The organism is Janthinobacterium sp., assembly GCF_031995485.1.
Lineage (GTDB): Bacteria > Pseudomonadota > Gammaproteobacteria > Burkholderiales > Burkholderiaceae_D > Janthinobacterium.
Map to the genome: position 1 here is coordinate 1 of NZ_DAMAGB010000040.1, position 17,772 is coordinate 17,772.

11 protein-coding genes are annotated in these 17,772 nt (G+C 61.1%); 10 read left to right on the plus strand and 1 reads right to left on the minus strand.

All coding sequences use genetic code 11. The annotated features are described in order from the left end of the window. Positions 1–103 precede the first annotated feature (103 nt). Entirely contained in the window at positions 104–457 is a 354-nt protein-coding gene (gene uraH, locus RTQ46_RS19795) for a hydroxyisourate hydrolase (protein ID WP_312439300.1), read from the minus strand. Between the two features lie 113 nt (positions 458–570). Between uraH and puuE the strand changes: the two genes are divergently transcribed. The 10 genes from puuE to RTQ46_RS19845 all read left to right on the plus strand — a co-directional run bounded on the left by puuE (position 571) and on the right by RTQ46_RS19845 (position 17,716). Then, a complete protein-coding gene (gene puuE / locus RTQ46_RS19800; RefSeq protein WP_312439301.1) occupies positions 571–1,524 on the plus strand; it encodes an allantoinase PuuE in 954 nt (317 codons plus the stop codon). A gap of 99 nt (positions 1,525–1,623) precedes the next feature. Continuing rightward, positions 1,624–3,090 carry a xanthine dehydrogenase small subunit gene (gene xdhA / locus RTQ46_RS19805; RefSeq protein WP_312439302.1) on the plus strand — a complete coding sequence of 489 codons (1,467 nt, stop codon included), beginning with the start codon at positions 1,624–1,626 and terminating at the stop codon, positions 3,088–3,090. A 10-nt stretch (positions 3,091–3,100) separates the two neighbouring features. Beyond that, a complete protein-coding gene (gene xdhB / locus RTQ46_RS19810; RefSeq protein ID WP_312439303.1) occupies positions 3,101–5,449 on the plus strand; it encodes a xanthine dehydrogenase molybdopterin binding subunit in 2,349 nt (782 codons plus the stop codon). A 10-nt stretch (positions 5,450–5,459) separates the two neighbouring features. Then, positions 5,460–6,527, plus strand: a complete 1,068-nt coding sequence (gene xdhC / locus RTQ46_RS19815; RefSeq protein ID WP_312439304.1) for a xanthine dehydrogenase accessory protein XdhC — start codon at positions 5,460–5,462, stop codon at positions 6,525–6,527. Positions 6,528–6,536: 9 nt separating this feature from the next. Next, positions 6,537–7,853 (plus strand): guanine deaminase, encoded by a 1,317-nt coding sequence (gene guaD, locus RTQ46_RS19820; RefSeq protein ID WP_312439305.1) that lies wholly within the window; start codon positions 6,537–6,539, stop codon positions 7,851–7,853. Between the two features lie 39 nt (positions 7,854–7,892). Beyond that, a complete protein-coding gene (locus RTQ46_RS19825) occupies positions 7,893–9,389 on the plus strand; it encodes an adenosine deaminase (protein WP_312439306.1) in 1,497 nt (498 codons plus the stop codon). 775 nt (positions 9,390–10,164) lie between these two features. After that, entirely contained in the window at positions 10,165–13,581 is a 3,417-nt protein-coding gene (locus RTQ46_RS19830; protein WP_312439307.1) for a TonB-dependent receptor, read from the plus strand. A gap of 115 nt (positions 13,582–13,696) precedes the next feature. Continuing rightward, positions 13,697–15,397 carry a bifunctional metallophosphatase/5'-nucleotidase gene (locus RTQ46_RS19835; RefSeq protein ID WP_312439308.1) on the plus strand — a complete coding sequence of 567 codons (1,701 nt, stop codon included), beginning with the start codon at positions 13,697–13,699 and terminating at the stop codon, positions 15,395–15,397. Positions 15,398–15,416: 19 nt separating this feature from the next. Further along, positions 15,417–16,637, plus strand: a complete 1,221-nt coding sequence (locus RTQ46_RS19840; RefSeq protein ID WP_312439309.1) for a phospholipase D-like domain-containing protein — start codon at positions 15,417–15,419, stop codon at positions 16,635–16,637. Then, positions 16,637–17,716, plus strand: coding sequence for a S1/P1 nuclease (locus RTQ46_RS19845; RefSeq protein WP_312439310.1), 1,080 nt, complete (start codon positions 16,637–16,639; stop codon positions 17,714–17,716). Before RTQ46_RS19840 ends, RTQ46_RS19845 begins: the two co-directional genes overlap by 1 nt. Positions 17,717–17,772: the final 56 nt, after the last annotated feature.

Below are 17,772 nucleotides of genomic sequence, written 5' to 3' on the forward strand. Positions count from 1 at the left end.
CTGCGGCCCTGATCCGACCTACGGTCGTGTGCGGCCGCGTCATCTGCCATTACCACCAGCGGCGCCCATTCGCGCCAATCGCGCCAACATGGTTGATACAGAATCAACTGCCGCGATAAGTCGAATACGACCACGGCGACACCACCAGCGGCACATGGTAGTTTTCATCCGTGTGCGCAATGCCGAACGCCAAGGTCACCAGGTCGATAAAGCGGGGCGAGGGCAATTGCACGCCCTGGGCGGCAAAGTAGTCGCCCGCATTGAAGACCAGTTCATACTGGCCCGCCTTCATGGCGTCGCCTTCGAGCAAAGGCGTGCTGCAGCGGCCATCCTGATTGGTCACATCCATCTTCAATAGCACCTTGCCTTCCGGCGCGACCGAGAACAGGGCCACCTTGACGCCGGCGCCGGGCCGGCCGTGGGCGATATCGAGTACATGCGTGCTGAGTTTTCCCATTTGCTATCCTATACGTTGACGGTGAATGTGCTTATCGACCAAATGATATACCTGTGACCGCGCATGGCTATATGATTGGGCATATATTTCACATTGTTCCCGAGGCGATCCGCATGAGCACTTACGACAATTACCCCCGCGACCTGATCGGCTATGGCCGCACGCCGCCTCATCCGCAGTGGCCGGGCAAGGCCCGTATCGCACTACAGTTCGTGCTCAACTATGAGGAGGGCGCGGAAAACAGCGTGCTGCATGGCGATGCGGCGTCCGAAACGTTCTTATCGGAAATGATCGGCGCGGCTGCCTTTCCCACGCGTCACCTGAGCATGGAGTCCATCTATGAATACGGCTCGCGCGCCGGGCTGTGGCGCTTGCTGCGCATGTTCGAGGACCGGAAGTTGCCGCTGACAATATTTGGCGTGTCGATGGCGCTGAAGCGCAACCCGGAAGCGGTAGCGGCCTTCCAGCAGCTCGGGCACGAAATCGCCTGCCATGGCCTGCGCTGGATTTCATACCAGAACATGGATGAAGCGGCAGAGCGCGAACATATGCGCGAAGCCGTGCAGATCATCCGCGAACTGACAGGTTCCGCGCCGCAAGGCTGGTACACGGGGCGCGATTCGCCGAATACGCGCAAACTGGTGGTCGAACATGGCGGTTTTCGCTACGACGCCGATTATTATGGCGACGACCTGCCGTTCTGGGAAAAGGTGGCGTACACGGACGCGAGCGGTGCGCCAGCCGTGCAGCCGCAGCTGATTGTGCCGTACACGCTCGATACCAACGACATGCGCTTTGCCGCCATGCAGGGGTTTAACTCGGGCACGCAGTTTTTCGATTATCTCAAGGATGCCTTCGATGTGCTGTATGCGGAAGGCGACCCGAACGGGTTGAACCAGCCGAAGATGCTGTCGGTCGGCCTGCATTGCCGCCTGGTGGGGCGGCCGGGCCGCGCCGCGGCGCTGGCGCGTTTTCTCGACTATGTACAGAGCCATGAACAGGTATGGATCACGCGCCGCATCGATATTGCCGAGCACTGGCATGCCACGCATCCGTACGCTGGCTGAGTATTATTCACCATAATAGATAAGTGAAATCAGTATTTGCATATAGTTGTACCGTGTGCCGATGTTAATCTGTACCACTAGGACGATACCGAGGCCAGCATGTCAGAACCGATTCGCTTTTATTACCGTGGCGCCGTGCAGGAAGTGCATGATGCCGCTCCCACGCAGACTGTCTTGCAGCATCTGCGCGAGGATTTGCATTGCACCGGCACCAAGGAAGGCTGCGCAGAAGGCGATTGCGGCGCCTGCACGGTAGTCGTCGCCAGCCTGGTCGATGGCCAGGTGGAAATGAAAACGGTCAACGCCTGCATCCAGCTGACGCCCACTCTGGACGGCAAGGCGCTGTTTTCTGTGGAAGATCTGCAACAACCTGATGGCGAACTGCATCCGGTGCAGCAGGCAATGGTGGAATGCCACGGTTCGCAATGCGGCTTTTGCACGCCCGGTTTCGTGATGTCGCTGTGGGGCATGTATCTGAAAAAAGATGGCGCCGCGCCCACGCGTTGCGAGATCGACGATGGCCTGTCTGGCAATCTGTGCCGCTGCACCGGTTACCGCCCGATTATCGATGCTGCCAGGCGCATGAGCGAACTGCCGAAAGTCACGTTTGACCGCGGCGCCCTGGCGCAGCAGCTGCAAGGACTGCAGCGCACAAGCCTGCATACCTATGCGGCCCGCGGCCAGCAATTCCATGCGCCACGCACTGTCGATGAACTGGTGCAACTGCGTGCGGACAAGCCACAAGCCACGCTGCTGGCCGGTTCCACCGATGTGGGCCTGTGGGTCACCAAGCAACTGCGCGACCTTGGCGACATTATTTACCTGGGCAATGTGGCGGCCCTGAAAACCATCAGCGTGGCCGATGGCCAGCTGGAAATCGGCGCTGGCGCCAGCCTCAACGATGCTTATGCGGCGCTGTGCGAGCATTATCCAGAGGAACTATCGGAGCTGTGGCAGCGCTTTGCCTCCTTGCCGATCCGCAATGCGGGCACGCTGGGCGGCAATGTGGCCAACGGTTCGCCCATCGGCGACTCGATGCCGTGGCTGATTGCGCTCGGCACGCAGATCGTGCTGCGCGGAACTGGCGGCCAGCGCACGATGCCGCTCGAAGATTTTTACCTCGGCTATCAGAAAAAGGATCTGCGCCCGGACGAATTCGTCGCAGCGCTGCGCGTGCCGTTGCCGCGTGCCGGGGTGCAGTTCCGTACCTATAAGCTGGCGAAACGCTTTGACCAGGATATCTCGGCCGTGTGCGCCGCGTTTGCTTTCGAGCTCGATGGCGAGCGCATCGTGGCCGCCCGTATTGCGTTTGGCGGCATGGCCGCCACGCCGCAGCGCGCCACGCAAACGGAAACGTTCCTGCGCAATCAGGCTTGGTCGGAAGAGAATTTGGTGATCGCCATGGGCCTGCTGGCGGACGACTACGCGCCGCTGTCCGACATGCGCGCATCGAACAGCTACCGCATGACGACGGCGCAAAACCTGCTGCGCCGCTTCTGGCTGGAAACACGCCGCAGCGCACCGCTGCTGCGTACCGCATTGAACGCCTACGCCTGCCGCGCCTGAAAGGACCAGCATGAACCATCCTGTCACGCCTGAACTGCAAGCGGCCGCCTGGGCCGCCGTCGGCAAATCGAGTCCGCATGAATCGGCACAATTGCATGTGCTGGGGCAAGCCACTTATACCGACGATATTGCCGAACTGCAGGGTACCCTGCATGCGGCACTGGGCCTGTCGCAAAAACCGCATGCGCGCATCACCGCCATGGACCTGTCCGCCGTGCGCGCCAGCATCGGCGTCACTGCCGTGTTGACCGCCAGGGATATTCCCGGCACCAACGACTGCGGCCCCATCATCCATGACGATCCGATCTTTGCCGATGGCCTGGTGCAGTACGTGGGCCAGCCGATCTTTATCGTGGTGGCCGATACGCACGACCATGCGCGCCGTGCAGCGCGCCTGGCGCAAGTCACGTATGAAGAGTTGCCGGCGATCATGACGCCGCAGGCGGCCAAGGCGGCGCAATCGTATGTGCTGCCGCCGATGCGGCTGACGCGCGGCGACTGTCAGGCCGCATTCGAAGGCGCGCCGCATGTGGTCAGGGGCCAGCTGTATGTGGGCGGCCAGGAGCAGTTTTACCTGGAAGGCCAGATTTCCTACGCCATTCCGAAGGAAGCGCAGGGCATGCTGGTGCTGTGCTCGACCCAGCATCCGAGCGAGATGCAGCACGTGGTGGCGCATGCGCTGGGCGTGCATTCGCATAACATCACGGTCGAATGCCGGCGCATGGGCGGCGGCTTTGGCGGCAAGGAATCGCAGTCGGCGCTGTGGGCGGCGGCGGCGTCGATTGCGGCGGCGAAACTGAAACGCCCCGTCAAACTGCGCGCCGACCGCGACGACGACATGCTGGTGACGGGCAAGCGCCACTGTTTTTATTATGAATACGAAGTGGGCTACGACAACGACGGCAAGATCCTGGCGGCCAAAGTCGACATGACCTCGCGCGCCGGCTATTCGGCCGATCTGTCCGGCCCGGTCGCCACGCGCGCCGTCTGCCATTTCGACAATACCTATTATTTGTCCGACGTCGATATCCGCGCCGCCTGCGGCAAGACCAATACCCAGTCGAACACGGCATTCCGTGGCTTCGGCGGGCCGCAAGGCGCGATTGCGATCGAGTATGTGATCGATGAAATCGCGCGCCATCTGCAACGCGACGCGCTCGATATACGTCTGCTCAACTTCTATGGCCGCGACGGTAGCGAAGGGCGCAATGTCACGCCGTACGGCCAGGTGATCGTCGACAATGTGATCCACGAACTGGTAGCCGAACTGGAACAGACCAGCGACTACCGCGCGCGCCGCCTTGCCATCGATGCGTTCAATGAAGCGAGTCCCGTGCTGAAAAAGGGCCTGGCCTTCACGCCATTGAAATTCGGCATCGCCTTCAATGTCAGCCATCTGAACCAGGCCGGCGCGCTGGTCCACGTGTATGTCGATGGTTCCGTCCTCGTCAACCACGGCGGCACGGAAATGGGGCAGGGCATCAACACCAAGGTGATGCAGGTGGTCGCGCATGAGCTGGGGCTGGACCTGGAACGCGTGCGGGCCACCGCCACCGACACCAGCAAGGTGGCCAATACCTCGGCCACGGCGGCTTCCACCGGCGCCGACCTGAACGGCAAGGCGGCGCAGGATGCGGCGCGCCAGATCCGGGAACGCATGAGCGACTATGCGGTCAAACTGTATGGCGGCGAAGCGGCTGACGTGCGTTTCTTTGACAACCATATCCATGTCAATGGCCATGTGTTGCCGTTTCCTGAACTGGTGCAAAAGGCGTATCTGGCGCGGGTGCAATTGTGGTCCGATGGTTTCTATGCCACCCCCGGCCTGCACTGGGACGCGAAAACTATGACCGGCCATCCGTTTTCGTATTACGCCTATGGCGCGGCCGTGGCCGAAGTGGTGGTCGATACCCTGACCGGCGAATGGAAACTGCTGCGCGCCGACGCCTTGTATGACGCGGGACAGTCACTCAATCCGGCCATCGATATCGGCCAGGTGGAAGGCGCGTTTATCCAGGGCATGGGCTGGCTGACAACGGAAGAGTTGTGGTGGAACGGCGCTGGCAAGCTGATGACGCATGCGCCATCGACCTATAAAATTCCCGGCATTTCCGATTGCCCGGAGGACTTCCGCGTCCAGCTGTTCCAGAACAGCAATGTGGAAGACAGCATCCACCGCTCGAAAGCCGTTGGCGAGCCGCCGCTGCTGCTGCCGTTTTCCGTGTTCTTTGCGATCCGCGACGCCATTTCCAGCGTCGGCGGCCATGCCGTGCAGCCACCATTGAATGCGCCGGCGACCAGCGAGGAAATCCTCAAGGCCGTGATGGCGGTGCAGGCTGCTTCAAAACTGGCCGCGTGAGGAGCAAACCATGAGCGACTGGCTGACGGCACTGCCCGATGACACTACCCCTTCGGTACTGGTCACGGTAGCCCTCGTGGAAGGCTCGGGTCCGCGCGAAGCGGGCGCCAAGATGCGCGTCCACAATGAAGGCCAGCTCGACACCATCGGCGGCGGCCACCTGGAATTGCGCGCGGTGGAGATCGCCAAGACCATGCTGGCGACCGGCGCCACGCAGGCAAAACTGGAACGCTTCGCGCTCGGACCCAGCCTGGGCCAGTGCTGCGGCGGCGTGGTCTGGCTGGCGTTCGAGCCGGTCGATGGCCATCTCGCTACCGTGTTGCAGGTACTGCGCGAGCGCCGCCAGGACGACAGCTGGCGCGTCATCGCGCTCGATGGCCAGCCGGCATCAAGCCTGTTCGATGCCGATGGCGCATGGCTGAGCGGCACCGTCGGCCAGGCGCCCGACACGTTTTCACGCGAGCGCGGCGCGCATGTGGCGCAGGATGGCGGCGGGCGGCGCTGGCTGGTCGACCCGTGCCTGGCGCCGCGCGCCCATCTGACTTTATTTGGCGCCGGCCATGTGGGCGCCGCCATCGTGCGCGCGCTGGCCGACCTGCCGTGCAATGTCACCTGGGTCGATGAACGCGAGGACATGTTCCCGCCAGATTTGCCCGATAATGTACGCCTGGCCGCCACCGATACGCCGGAAGAGTTTGTCGGCATGGCGCCGGCTGGCGGCAGTTTCCTGGTCATGACGCACAGCCACGCGCTCGACCAGCGCCTGACCGAAGCGATCATGGCGCGCGAGGATGCCGGCTGGTTCGGCCTGATCGGCTCGCACACGAAACGCAAGCAGTTTGAGCACCGCCTGCAGGCCAAGGGGGTGTCGGATGAGAAAATTGCCGCCATGGTCTGCCCGATCGGCATGGCCGGCATCCGCAACAAGGCGCCGGCCGTGATCGCGGCCTCGGTCGTCTGTCAATTATTAATGGTGTGGGAGGACGCTGCGCAAGCGGCCCTGGCCACGCCGCTGCGGCTGGTTACTGCCAGCACGCCACCGCGCAGCGCCATCCGCGCCGCGGTTCACCAGTCATAGAAAGAAGTCATGCCGATAGTTCCAGTTTCCGTGCAAGCTTACCGTGCCAGCTTGCTGCACTTTCACGCCGATCCCGCGTTCAACGAGGAATCGCACGCCTGGCATGCGGACGGCCTGCTGCTCGTGGCAGATGGCAAGGTCCTCGCTGCGGGTGACTACGACCGGCTGTTGCCGACGCTGCCGGCCGGCACCGAGGTGCTTGACTACCGCGGCAAATTGATCGTGCCCGGCTTTATCGACACGCACCTGCATTTTCCGCAGACGGAAATGATCGCCTCGCCCGCGCCCGGCCTGCTGCCGTGGCTGGAGCAGTATACGTTTCCGACCGAGCGCGCATTTGAAGATCCCGTGCATGCGCGTAATGTGGCCGAGTTTTTCCTCGACGAACTGCTGCGCTGCGGCACCACCACCGCCATGGTGTATGGCAGCGTGCATCCGCAATCGGTCGATGCCTTCTTTGGCGCCAGCGAGGCGCGCGGCCTGCGCATGGTGGCCGGCAAGGTGATGATGGACCGCAACTGTCCCGAGTTCCTGCGCGACACGGCCGAGTCCGGCGCGCGCGAAAGCGAAGAGCTGATACGGCGCTGGCACAAGCGTGGCCGCTCGCTGTATGCGATCACGCCCCGTTTTGTTCCGACCTCGACCAACGAGCAGATGCACCTGGCGGGCGAGCTGGCGCGCGCCTACCCGGATACCTTTTTGCAGACCCATGTATCGGAAAACGAGGACGAATGCCGCTGGGTGCGCGAGCTGCATCCGCAGGCGCGCAGCTACCTCGACGTGTACGACCACTACGGCATGATGCGCCCGCGCGCCATGTTCGGCCACTGCATCTGGCTCGACGAACGCGACCGCGCGCGCATGGCCGAGACGCAATCGGCGGCCGCCATCTGCCCGACCTCGAACCTGTTCCTCGGCAGCGGCCTGTTCGATTTTGAAAAGGCCGATGCGGCCCGCGTGCTGCTGTCGCTGGCGACGGACGTGGGCGGCGGCACCTCGTTCTCGATGTTGCAAACCATGAACGAAGCCTATAAAGTAGCACGCTTGAAAGGCAGCTACCTGCCCGCCTTGCGCATGTTTTACCTGGCCACGCTGGGCGCCGCGCGCGCCATGCAGCTCGAGGGTATCGTTGGCAATTTCGCGCCCGGCACGGAGGCGGATTTCATCGTGCTCGACAAGAAAGCCACGCCGCTGCTGGAGCGCCGCACGGCCGGCTGCCAGAGCCTGGAAGAACTGCTGTTCGCCCTGGCGCTGCTGGGTGACGACCGCGCCGTGGCCGCCACCTATTCGGGTGGCGTGCGCGTGCATGTGCGGGAGCAGGGCTGACCTTACCTTGTTCAACCACCACCCTGATCGGGAATCCTGATGCAACAGAAATTCACTCGCCTGGCATTGGCCGTGGCGCTGGCCATGTCCGCTTCGGCTGCCACCCAGGCAGCCAGCCCGTCCGCCAATGAAGCGGCCACCGCCCGCCATTTCGCCACACTGGTTGCCGGCAGCCAACCCAAAACCGCCGAGCTGAGCCTGTTCTTTTCCATGATGCCCAAGGGCGGCGACCTGCATCACCATTACTCGGGCGCCATCTATGCCGAGCAATTCCTGGAATGGGTCGACAAGGAAAACTACTGCGTCAACAAAACCACTTACCGCATCGAAAGCCGGAAAGACGTCGTGGCGGCCGAGCGTGCCAAACCGGCCGGCCAGCGCAGCTGCCTGTCATCGACCGAAGTATTTGCCGATGCCGGCCTGTACGCGGAACTGCTGCAGCGCTGGTCGACCAAGGATTTCTACAACCACAGCGGCCAGCAGACGCCGCCTGACCGTACCTTTTTTGACACCTTCGGCTACTTCGGCCCGGTGGCGTCGAGCAATACCGGCGAGGGCCTGAAAACCCTCAAGCAGCGCGCGATTGCCGAAAACCTGAGCTATATCGAAACCATCTTTGAATTGTCGCCGTTCGTGTCGAATCCGCAATTTGACCAGCAGGTACTGGCGCCGGACATGAAGCCGGACGCCTTACAGGCCGTGCTGGCCAGCTGGACGCAAACGCTGGAGCAGGATGGCGCGTTCCAGAAAAGCATCACCGCCTACAACGACAACGTGAACGCCAGCAGCGCCGGCATCGACGACGCCAGCTTCACCATGCGCTACCAGGCCTATGTGCTGCGCTTCCTGTCGCCATCGCAAGTGTTCTCGTCGATGGTGGCGGGCTTCAAGGCGGCCAGCCTGAACCCGTTGGTGGTGGGCGTCAATATTGTCGGCCAGGAAAGCGTAAACGTCTCCATGCGCGACTACAGCCTGCACATGGAAATGTTTAAGTTCCTCAAGGCCAAGTATCCGAACGTGAAGATCGCCCTGCATGCGGGCGAGCTGGCACTGGGCATGGTGCCGCCCGAAGGCCTGGCCTTCCATATCGCCGAAGCAGTGGAGGTGGCCGGCGCCAACCGCATCGGTCACGGCATGGATATCGCGCATGAGACCAATGCGCTGGCCACCATGCAAAAAATGCGCGCGCGCGGCATCCCGGTGGAAGTGAACCTGACCAGCAATGACTACATTCTCGGTATCAAGGGCCAGGCCCATCCCGTGACCCTGTACCGCAAGTATGGCGTGCCATTCGTGATCTCGACTGATGACGCGGGCGTGTCGCGCAATACGCTGTCGAACGAGTATGTACTGTTTGCCAGCCAGTACAAGACCGATTACGCGGAAATCAAGAAGCTGTCGTACAACAGCCTGCGCTATTCCTTCCTGGCTGAGGCAGATAAACAACGTTTATTAAAATCACTTGATTCACGTTTTGCCACATTTGAAGCGCAGATCGCCGCATCGGACTCCGCCAGCAAGATACTCAAACCGTAAGTCCCTCCAGAGTTGCAACCGACTCTAGCAAGGCGGCCGGAATCTCCGGCCGTCCTCGTGTCCCCATTTCCCCGATCTTCGCTGTCTTTCTGTTAATTTTGTGGCTGCCAAGCGACACAATTTTGCGCTTTTCCGCATTTCGTAAATGAAACAATTTCAAGCACAAATTGCTCACTTATAATCTCGCGCCATAAGCTTATGCTGTGGTGTCACACAAATTTTTCATTGATTCATCTCTGTCATTTATACTTTAAATATATAAATATTTAAAAAAAATCGTATTTGTCATCCATTTTTCGATGATGCATAGTGAGATGAGGGTGATGGTAAAAAGTCACAATTTGTCAGGCTCCAGCGGCAAGAAGCAGGTTTTTCGCAGTAGATCAAGGTGACATGCAGAGTGAAGCAGCATGACGCGATTTTATATGTCCGCCTTTGCCAGATGTCATGGCCGTGTCACAGTCCTGAAATATTTAACAATTACACTGCCGGCTAGACTTGTTTCGCTGGTCGCGCCGCGCAGTGCATGTCACGGGAGCTAGCGCCTTGTGTCATGGGGAATGATGGCTTGCCATCGACCGTTTTTGTGGCAATCAGGATGGCTGTGGTGGTGCAGGGTTGCAGGCCCCGTCAAGGTCCGCAACCAGTCCGGCCAGCGTAACAGTTGCAGCATAGTAAAGAGGGAATGTTGTGTTTGTGTTGCTGTGCGGCGCAGCCGGGCAGTGAGGCAATCGCGGTATTTTCAAAAAATAATAGTCTTTTTTGGGGTTACAAGATGATCAATCACAAACGACTTCGGCTGACGCAAATCGCGCTAAGCCTGTCTATCGCACTGGCGGCCGCACCATCGTTCGCACAGAACACCACGTCGGCCATCAGCGGACGGATTTCGTCCAACAACGGCCAGCCAGCAGCTGGCGCCCAAGTCAATATCGTTCACGTTGAGTCGGGTTCCGTCAGCAACGTCACGACCGATGCCGAAGGCCGCTATGTGGCACGCGGTTTGCGCGCCGGCGGTCCTTACACCATCACCATCACCAAGAATGGCGAAGTGGAAAAACGCGAAGGCGTGTTCATCCAGCTGGCCGAAACGGCCAACGTCGATGCCACGCTGGGCGCCGCCATGCAAGTGGTGAACGTCAGCAGCAACGCGATTCGCAGCCAGGTGTTCAACCGCAACAACATGGGCGCCGGTACCAATATCGGCCCGACGGAACTGGCAACCCAGGCATCGATCTCGCGCAGCCTGCAAGACTACGCCCGCGCCGACCCGCGCCTGTCGCAAACCGACAAGGACCGTGGCGAAATTTCCGTCGCCGGCCAGAACTCGCGCTACAACTCGATGACGATTGACGGCGTGGCCGTGAACGACACCTTCGGCTTGGAAGCTTCCGGTACCGCCACTGGCAAACAGCCGATCTCGATCGAGGCGATCCAGTCGGTACAGGTGAACGTCGCCAACTATGACGTGACGCAAAAAGGTTATACCGGCGCCAATATCAACGCCGTGACCAAATCCGGCACCAACAAGGTCAAAGGCAGCGTCTACTACGTATTCCGTAACGACTCGACCGCTGGCGACCGCTTCAACAGCACCGACGGCACCTACTATGCGCCGCCAAAATCGAAAGACACCACCAAGGGTATTACCCTGGGCGGTCCGCTGATCGAAGACAAGCTGTTCCTGTTTGCCAACTACGAAAAAACCGAGAGCTCGCGCGGTACGCCAGCGTTCGGTCCGGTCGGCAGCGCCCAGACCAACGTCGCCATCACGCAAGGCGCCATCGACAGCGCCATCGCGATCGCCAAGGACAAGTACGGCATCGATATCGGCACCTCGGCCGTGCCAAGTGGCTCGGCATTTACTGCCACGGAAAAACTGCTCAAGCTGGACTGGAACCTGACCGACACCCAGCGCATGATGCTGCGCTATACGAAAACGGAACAGTCCGAGCCGCTGTACACCGGTTTCTCCGGCACCGGCCTGTCGCTGAGCTCGTATTGGTATAACCAGGACAAGAGCCTGGAAACGCTGGTCGGCCAGTGGACCGCAGAGTGGACGCCAACCTTCTCGACCGAAGTCAAGGTTTCGTCGCGCGAGTATGACAGCGTACCGAAAAACAATGCGTATCTGCCGGCTATCGGTCTGCAGTTCTCGGGCGCCTTGCCAGCTGGCGCGCCGTCCAGCCTGGCGACCGGCAACCGTTTCCTGAACTTCGGTACCGAGCTGAGCCGTCAGAAAAACGTACTCAACACCAAGACCAAAGACTTCTACGCCGCTGGTACATGGGTGCTGGATGATCATGAAGTCAAGTTTGGTACCGATTACAGCAAGAACGATGTCTACAACGCTTTCTTGCAAAACGTGAACGGTAACTACACCTTCGGCTGTATCAACAGCAGCGCGACCGTGGCCTATTCGTTTGGCGCCATCAATTGCGGCGCAGTAACGACGACCGCCGCACAAATTCAAGCTGCCGTGCTGGAAAACTTCAGCCGTGGCCGTCCTAGCTCGTACTCGTACCAGGTCGCACAGCCAGGCCGTACGCTGGACGACGCGATCGCCACCTTCTCGCTGAAAAATATCGGCCTGTTCGTGCAGGATACGTGGAACGTCAACAAGCAACTGACTATTTCCGCCGGCCTGCGCGTTGATGGCACCCGCATTGGCGAAACGCCGATCCGCAATGCTCAAGCTGCATTGCCAACCGTAGCACGCACATCGCCATACGGTCGTCAAACGGGCGGCTTCGGCATCGACAATACGCACACTATCGATGGCGAAAACCTGTACCAGCCGCGCGTCGGCTTCAACTACAAGTTTGAGTCGGCACGTCCGATGCAAGTGCGCGGCGGTTTCGGCCTGTTCCAGGGTGCTGCGGCGTCTGTCTGGCTGGGCAACCCATACCAGAACACCGGCATGGCCACGCAAAACATCACTTGCTCGACTTCGGCTGGCACCTGCCTGAACACCGACGGCTTCTTCAACCCGGATCCGACCAAGCAGCCGACCAACCTGACCGCGACCATCCCGGCCATGAAAGTGGATGCACTGAGCCCGGACCTGGCGCAGCCATCGGTCTGGAAAGCCAACCTGGCGTTCGAACATGAGTTGCCATGGATGGGCCTGATTGTCAGCGCGGAATATCTGCGTTTGCAAACCAAGGACTCGATCTACTACGAAGAGCTGAACATGGGCGCGCCAACGGCGACCGGCAGCGATGGTCGTCCGATGTACTACGGCGCGAATGCCTACAACCCGGCTTGCTGGAATGCCAATGGCAGCCTGATCGGCGGCACCAGCTGCAGCGCACTGACCAAGGCCAGCAGCAATCAGTCGTTCGGCCAGGTGCTGATGGCGAAAAACACCGACAAGGGTGCATCGAATGTGCTGACGCTGGCAGTACGCAGCCCGGTACGCGAGGGCCTGTCGTGGGGTGGTTCGTACACCTACAGCGATGCCACCGAAGTGTCGCCGTTGACGTCGTCGACCTCGAGCTCGAACTGGGGCGGCCGCGCCGTGTTCAATCCGAACGAGAACGTCGCATCGAATTCGAACTACCTGGTCAAGGACCGTTTCACGGCCAATGTCAACTGGCAGAAACGTTTCTTCGGCAGCTACAAGACCACCTTTGGCCTGTTCTATGAAGGCCGTACCGGCAAGCCATACAGCTGGACCATCAACAATGACTTGAACGGTGACGGTCTGGCCGGCAATGACTTGATGTACATTCCTAGCGCGCCAGGCTCGGGCGAAGTGGTGTTTGCCGGCGCCACGCCAGCGGCCCGCGCCGCCAACGAAGCAGCGTTCTGGAATGTGGTGAACAGCAATGGCGACCTGCGCAATGCACGCGGTACCGTGGTAGGCCGTAACAAGAGCTTTGCTCCATGGACCAACAGCTTCGATGTGCGCTTCAGCCAGGAAGTACCGGGCTTTTTCAACGGCAACAAAGGTATTTTCACCTTTGACGTGCTGAACTTCGGTAACTTGCTGAACCGTAAATGGGGCCGCATCAATGAAGTTGAATTCCAGGGCGCTGGTGGCCAGGTTCGCAGCTTCGTCGACTTCGTCGGTATGCAAGACGGCAAGTATGTGTACAACACCCGTGCTGTGACCGAAGGTCTGGTCACGCGCCAGCTGAAAGGCGAATCGCAATGGGCGCTGCAAGCAACGGTCAAGTACGAATTCTGATGTCGTCGTGACCTTGTAAGTTAGCAAACTCTAAAACGGCTGGTGGCGACACCAGCCGTTTTTTTTATAGGCAAGATGGTTTACCCTTTTCCTTTTTCTCATGAGTAACGAAACCATGGTCCATTTTTCACGCAAACCGCTCGCCCGTGCGGCCCTGATCCTGACCCTGTCCGTTCTGGCTGGCTGCGCCACGCCGCCACGCGGCCCGGTCGAACTCAATCTGGTGGCTCTGAACGATTTCCATGGCAATCTCGACAGCAGCAAATTCACCTACACCAGCGTCGCCGATCCCGCCCGCAAAGTCACGGTGCAGGCCGGCGGCATCGATGTGCTGTCCGGTGCCCTGAAGGCCTGGCGCCGCGAGGATGCGCAACTGATTTTTGTCGGCAACGGCGACCTGGTCGGCGCCAGCCCCGCCATGTCGGCCCTGTGGGCGGACGAGCCCAGCATCGTGGCCATGAACATGCTGGGCATGACGGCCAGCTCGGTAGGCAACCACGAGTTTGACCAGGGCAAGGCGGAACTGCTGCGCCAGCAGCGCGGCGGCTGCGCGTCCGCACGTGCCGACAAGGCATGCAAGTACAGCCCCGATTTTGCCGGCGCCAGCTATACCTATCTGGCCGCCAATGTGATCGACACGCAGACCGGCAAGTCGCTGCTGCCGTCGTACAAGATTGAAACGGCACATGGCGTGAAGGTCGGCCTGATCGGCGCCGTGCTGAAGGACGTGCCATCGGTGGTGACGGCGGCCGGGATTGCCGGCCTGCAGTTCGGCGACGAGGCCGACGCCATCAACGCCACTTTGCCGGCGCTGCGCGCGCAGGGCGTTGGCGTGTTCGTGGTGCTGCTGCACCAAGGGGGCGAGACGGAAGAACAGGTGGACCAGCCCGATTGCGGCAAACTGAAAGGCCCGGTGATCGACGTCGTCAAACGCCTCGATCCGGCGATCCAGCTGGTCGTCAGCGGCCACTCGCACCAGGGTTATCTGTGCCGGGTCGACGGCCGGCTGGTCACGCAGGCGCAGATGGGCGGCCATATGCTCACGCGCATCAAGCTCAAGGTCGATACCGAAAAAAATAGCGTGGTCGATGCCAGCGCGCAAAACGTTGTCATGTTGCCCGGCATGTTCGAGCCCGATGCCAACGTGGCGGCCTACTTGGCGGCAGTGAAACAGCGTAGCTCCGCCGAGTTGTCGCGTCCGGTAGCAAAGATTGCCGTGCCGCTGGTGGGACGCAGCACCAAGGGCAGCGGCGCATCCGCACTGGGCGACCTGGTGGCCGACAGCACCCTGTTCGGCGCGCGCGCCGCCGGCGCGCAGATCGGCCTGATGAATAATGGCGGCATCCGCAAGGATCTCGAAGCGGGCGCTGATTTGATGACCAATGTGGGCCAGAACCAGGCGGTGGTTCCGTTCGGCAATACGCTGATCGTGGTCAGCCTGTCCGGCGCGCAGATTCGCACCTTGCTGGAGCAGCAATGGCCGGGCGAGCAAGCCGAAGACGGCAATCTGCTGCAGGTCTCCGAAGGTTTCAGCTATCGCTGGGACGCTACCCGTCCGCAAGGCCAGCGTGTGCTGCCGGGCAGCATCCTGCTCGATGGCGTGGCGCTCAAGGATGAGCAGCAATACCGCGTCGCAGCCAACAGTTTTCTCGCTGGCGGCGGCGACCGCTTCACCGTGCTGGCCAACGGCACCCGGCGGCTGGACACGGGCGTGCGCGATATCGACGCCTTCAGCGATTACCTGATCGATCGCGCGCGCACCGGCAAGCCGGCCGGCAGTACCACCGCAGCGGGCCGCATCGTGCGCGTCAACTAATTATTTTCAAGGAAAACCCATGCGTCGTTTATTTGTTTCTGTATTGCTGTCCAGCCTGTTTGCAGGCAGCGCCCACGCCGACTTCACGATTCCCGGCTTTGAACTGGTGCACACTTCGCCGGTGGAAACCGCGCTGGCCAACCCGGACCTGCGCGAGCCGGTGGCGGTATGGAGCGAGCTGTTCGATGCGGCAAAAAGCGAGATCGTCATCGCCCAGTTCTATGCCGTCAGCAAGCCCGGCACGGCGTTCGACAAGGTGCTGGCCAGCTTGACGGCCGCCGGCCAGCGCGGCGTAAAGATCCGCTTTTTGCTGGACCTGAAAGGCGTGGGCCTGTCGGAGCCGTCGACCATCGAACAGCTCAAGGCGATTCCGAACCTGGAACTGCGCATTATCGATTTCAACAAGATCACCGGCAACGGCATCGTGCACGCCAAATACCTGGCCGTCGATGGCAAGGTGGCGTATATCGGCAGCCAGAACTTCGACTGGCGCTCGTTCGAGCATATCCATGAAACGGGCCTGAAAATCACCGAGCCGGCGATGGTCAAGCAGGTGCACGCCATCTTCGAGCAGGACTGGCAGGCGCAGGCGCTAACCGCCAAGGGCGGCCGCGCCACTGTACTCAACAGCAAAACCGTGCCGGCCAATTACGCGCAGAACGCCTTTTTGCTGGCCAGCCCGAATGCCTACAATCCTGCCGGCGTGGGCGACTCGGAAAGCGGCCTGCCGGCCCTGCTGGCCGATGCCAAAAGCGAAGTGCGCATCCAGCTGCTCGATTACGCGCCGCTGTCGTATGGCCCGAACCGCACGCGACCGTATTACGCGGTGATCGACAATGCCGTGCGCGCGGCTGCCCAGCGCGGCGTGAAAATCAAGCTGATGGTGTCCGCCTGGAATACGGAAGCGCCGGCGATTGCCTACCTGAAAAGCCTGGCGCTGGTACCGAATATCGAGATCCGCATCGTCACGATACCCACCGCCAGCACCGGCTTTATTCCATTCGCGCGCGTGATCCACAGCAAGACCATGACGGTCGATGGCAAGCTGGCCTGGGTCGGCACCAGCAACTGGGCCGGCGGCTATTTCGACCTGTCGCGCAACCTGGAAGTGGTGCTGCGCAACGAAGCGATGGCGCAGCGCCTGGTGGCCCTGCACGAGCAGACCTGGAGTTCCAGCTACGCGCAGCCGATCGATATCAACAGGCAGTATCCGAAACCAGCCAAGGGGACGCCACAGTGATGAAAAAACTGACCTGTGCGCTGGCGCTGGCCGGTGCATTCATGACCGGCAATGCGCTGGCCTGGGGCAACGACGGCCACCGTGCAGTCGGCGCGATGGCTGACCAGCTGCTCAAGGGCAGCGCTGCCCAGGCGAAAATCGCCGCCTTGCTGCTGCCGGGCGAAACCCTGGAATCGATCGCCAACTGGCCCGATTGCGTGAAGGGCACGTATTGCGGCCCGCAGTCGCCGGAGATGCTGGCCTATGTGGCGGCCAATCCCAAACACAGCGAATACCATTACACCGATATTCCATTCCAGAACGCGCACTATCACGATGGCGCCACCGGCAGCGCCGACGACGATATCGTGCAGACCCTGAAGCAGGCGATTTCGGTATTGCAGGGCAAGGTGGACGCGGCCAGCAATCCGCACCGGTTCACGCCGCGCCAGGCGCTGATATTGATCACGCACCTGGTCGGCGATATCCACCAGCCGCTGCACGTGGGCGCCGCGTACGTGGCAAAGGATGGCCGTTTTGTGGTGCCGGAAACGCAGGCGCAGATCGACGGCCTGGCGATTTTCGATGCGCGCGGCGGCAACAATCTGCTGCTCGATGATGCGCAGATCACGGCCTTGTCCGATGCCGTGATTCCGGCGGCATTACCGCTGGAGGAGGGCGCCGTGCAAGCGGCGGCTGTCAAACCGGCCGCCTATCCGAAGTCGCCGACGAAGCCGCTGCATTCGTACTGGGACAGCACGGTGGTCGATTACGCGATGCGCCGCCTGTCCACGCGCACGCCGCGCCAGTTTGCGCAGACGGTGATTGCCAGCCAGCCTGAGGTGCCCGCCAACAGCGGCGACCCGGTGACCTGGCCGTATCAATGGGCCGATGCGTCGCTGGCGGCGTCAAAGATCGCCTATGCGGGCGTGGTGGCCGGACCGGCCATGCAGCAGACCAGCCGCAAGGGCGAACCGTATTACGTGTGGGCCTTGACGGTGCCGGGCGATTATCCCGTGCCCAGTTCGGCGCTGGCCAGGACGCAGCTGATCAATGGGGGGTATCAGCTGGCGGCGGTGTTGCGGGCGATCTGGCCTTGAATGGTGGTGGGGTAGTGGGTGACGCTGGTGGTGGTGTCGGATTACGCTACGCTAAT

Coding starts and splice junctions, on each gene's coding strand:
- uraH (WP_312439300.1), bottom strand. CDS start 457: ATGGGAAAACTCAGCACGCATGTACTCGATATCGCCCACGGCCGGCCC.
- puuE (WP_312439301.1), top strand. CDS start 571: ATGAGCACTTACGACAATTACCCCCGCGACCTGATCGGCTATGGCCGC.
- xdhA (WP_312439302.1), top strand. CDS start 1,624: ATGTCAGAACCGATTCGCTTTTATTACCGTGGCGCCGTGCAGGAAGTG.
- xdhB (WP_312439303.1), top strand. CDS start 3,101: ATGAACCATCCTGTCACGCCTGAACTGCAAGCGGCCGCCTGGGCCGCC.
- xdhC (WP_312439304.1), top strand. CDS start 5,460: ATGAGCGACTGGCTGACGGCACTGCCCGATGACACTACCCCTTCGGTA.
- guaD (WP_312439305.1), top strand. CDS start 6,537: ATGCCGATAGTTCCAGTTTCCGTGCAAGCTTACCGTGCCAGCTTGCTG.
- RTQ46_RS19825 (WP_312439306.1), top strand. CDS start 7,893: ATGCAACAGAAATTCACTCGCCTGGCATTGGCCGTGGCGCTGGCCATG.
- RTQ46_RS19830 (WP_312439307.1), top strand. CDS start 10,165: ATGATCAATCACAAACGACTTCGGCTGACGCAAATCGCGCTAAGCCTG.
- RTQ46_RS19835 (WP_312439308.1), top strand. CDS start 13,697: ATGGTCCATTTTTCACGCAAACCGCTCGCCCGTGCGGCCCTGATCCTG.
- RTQ46_RS19840 (WP_312439309.1), top strand. CDS start 15,417: ATGCGTCGTTTATTTGTTTCTGTATTGCTGTCCAGCCTGTTTGCAGGC.
- RTQ46_RS19845 (WP_312439310.1), top strand. CDS start 16,637: ATGAAAAAACTGACCTGTGCGCTGGCGCTGGCCGGTGCATTCATGACC.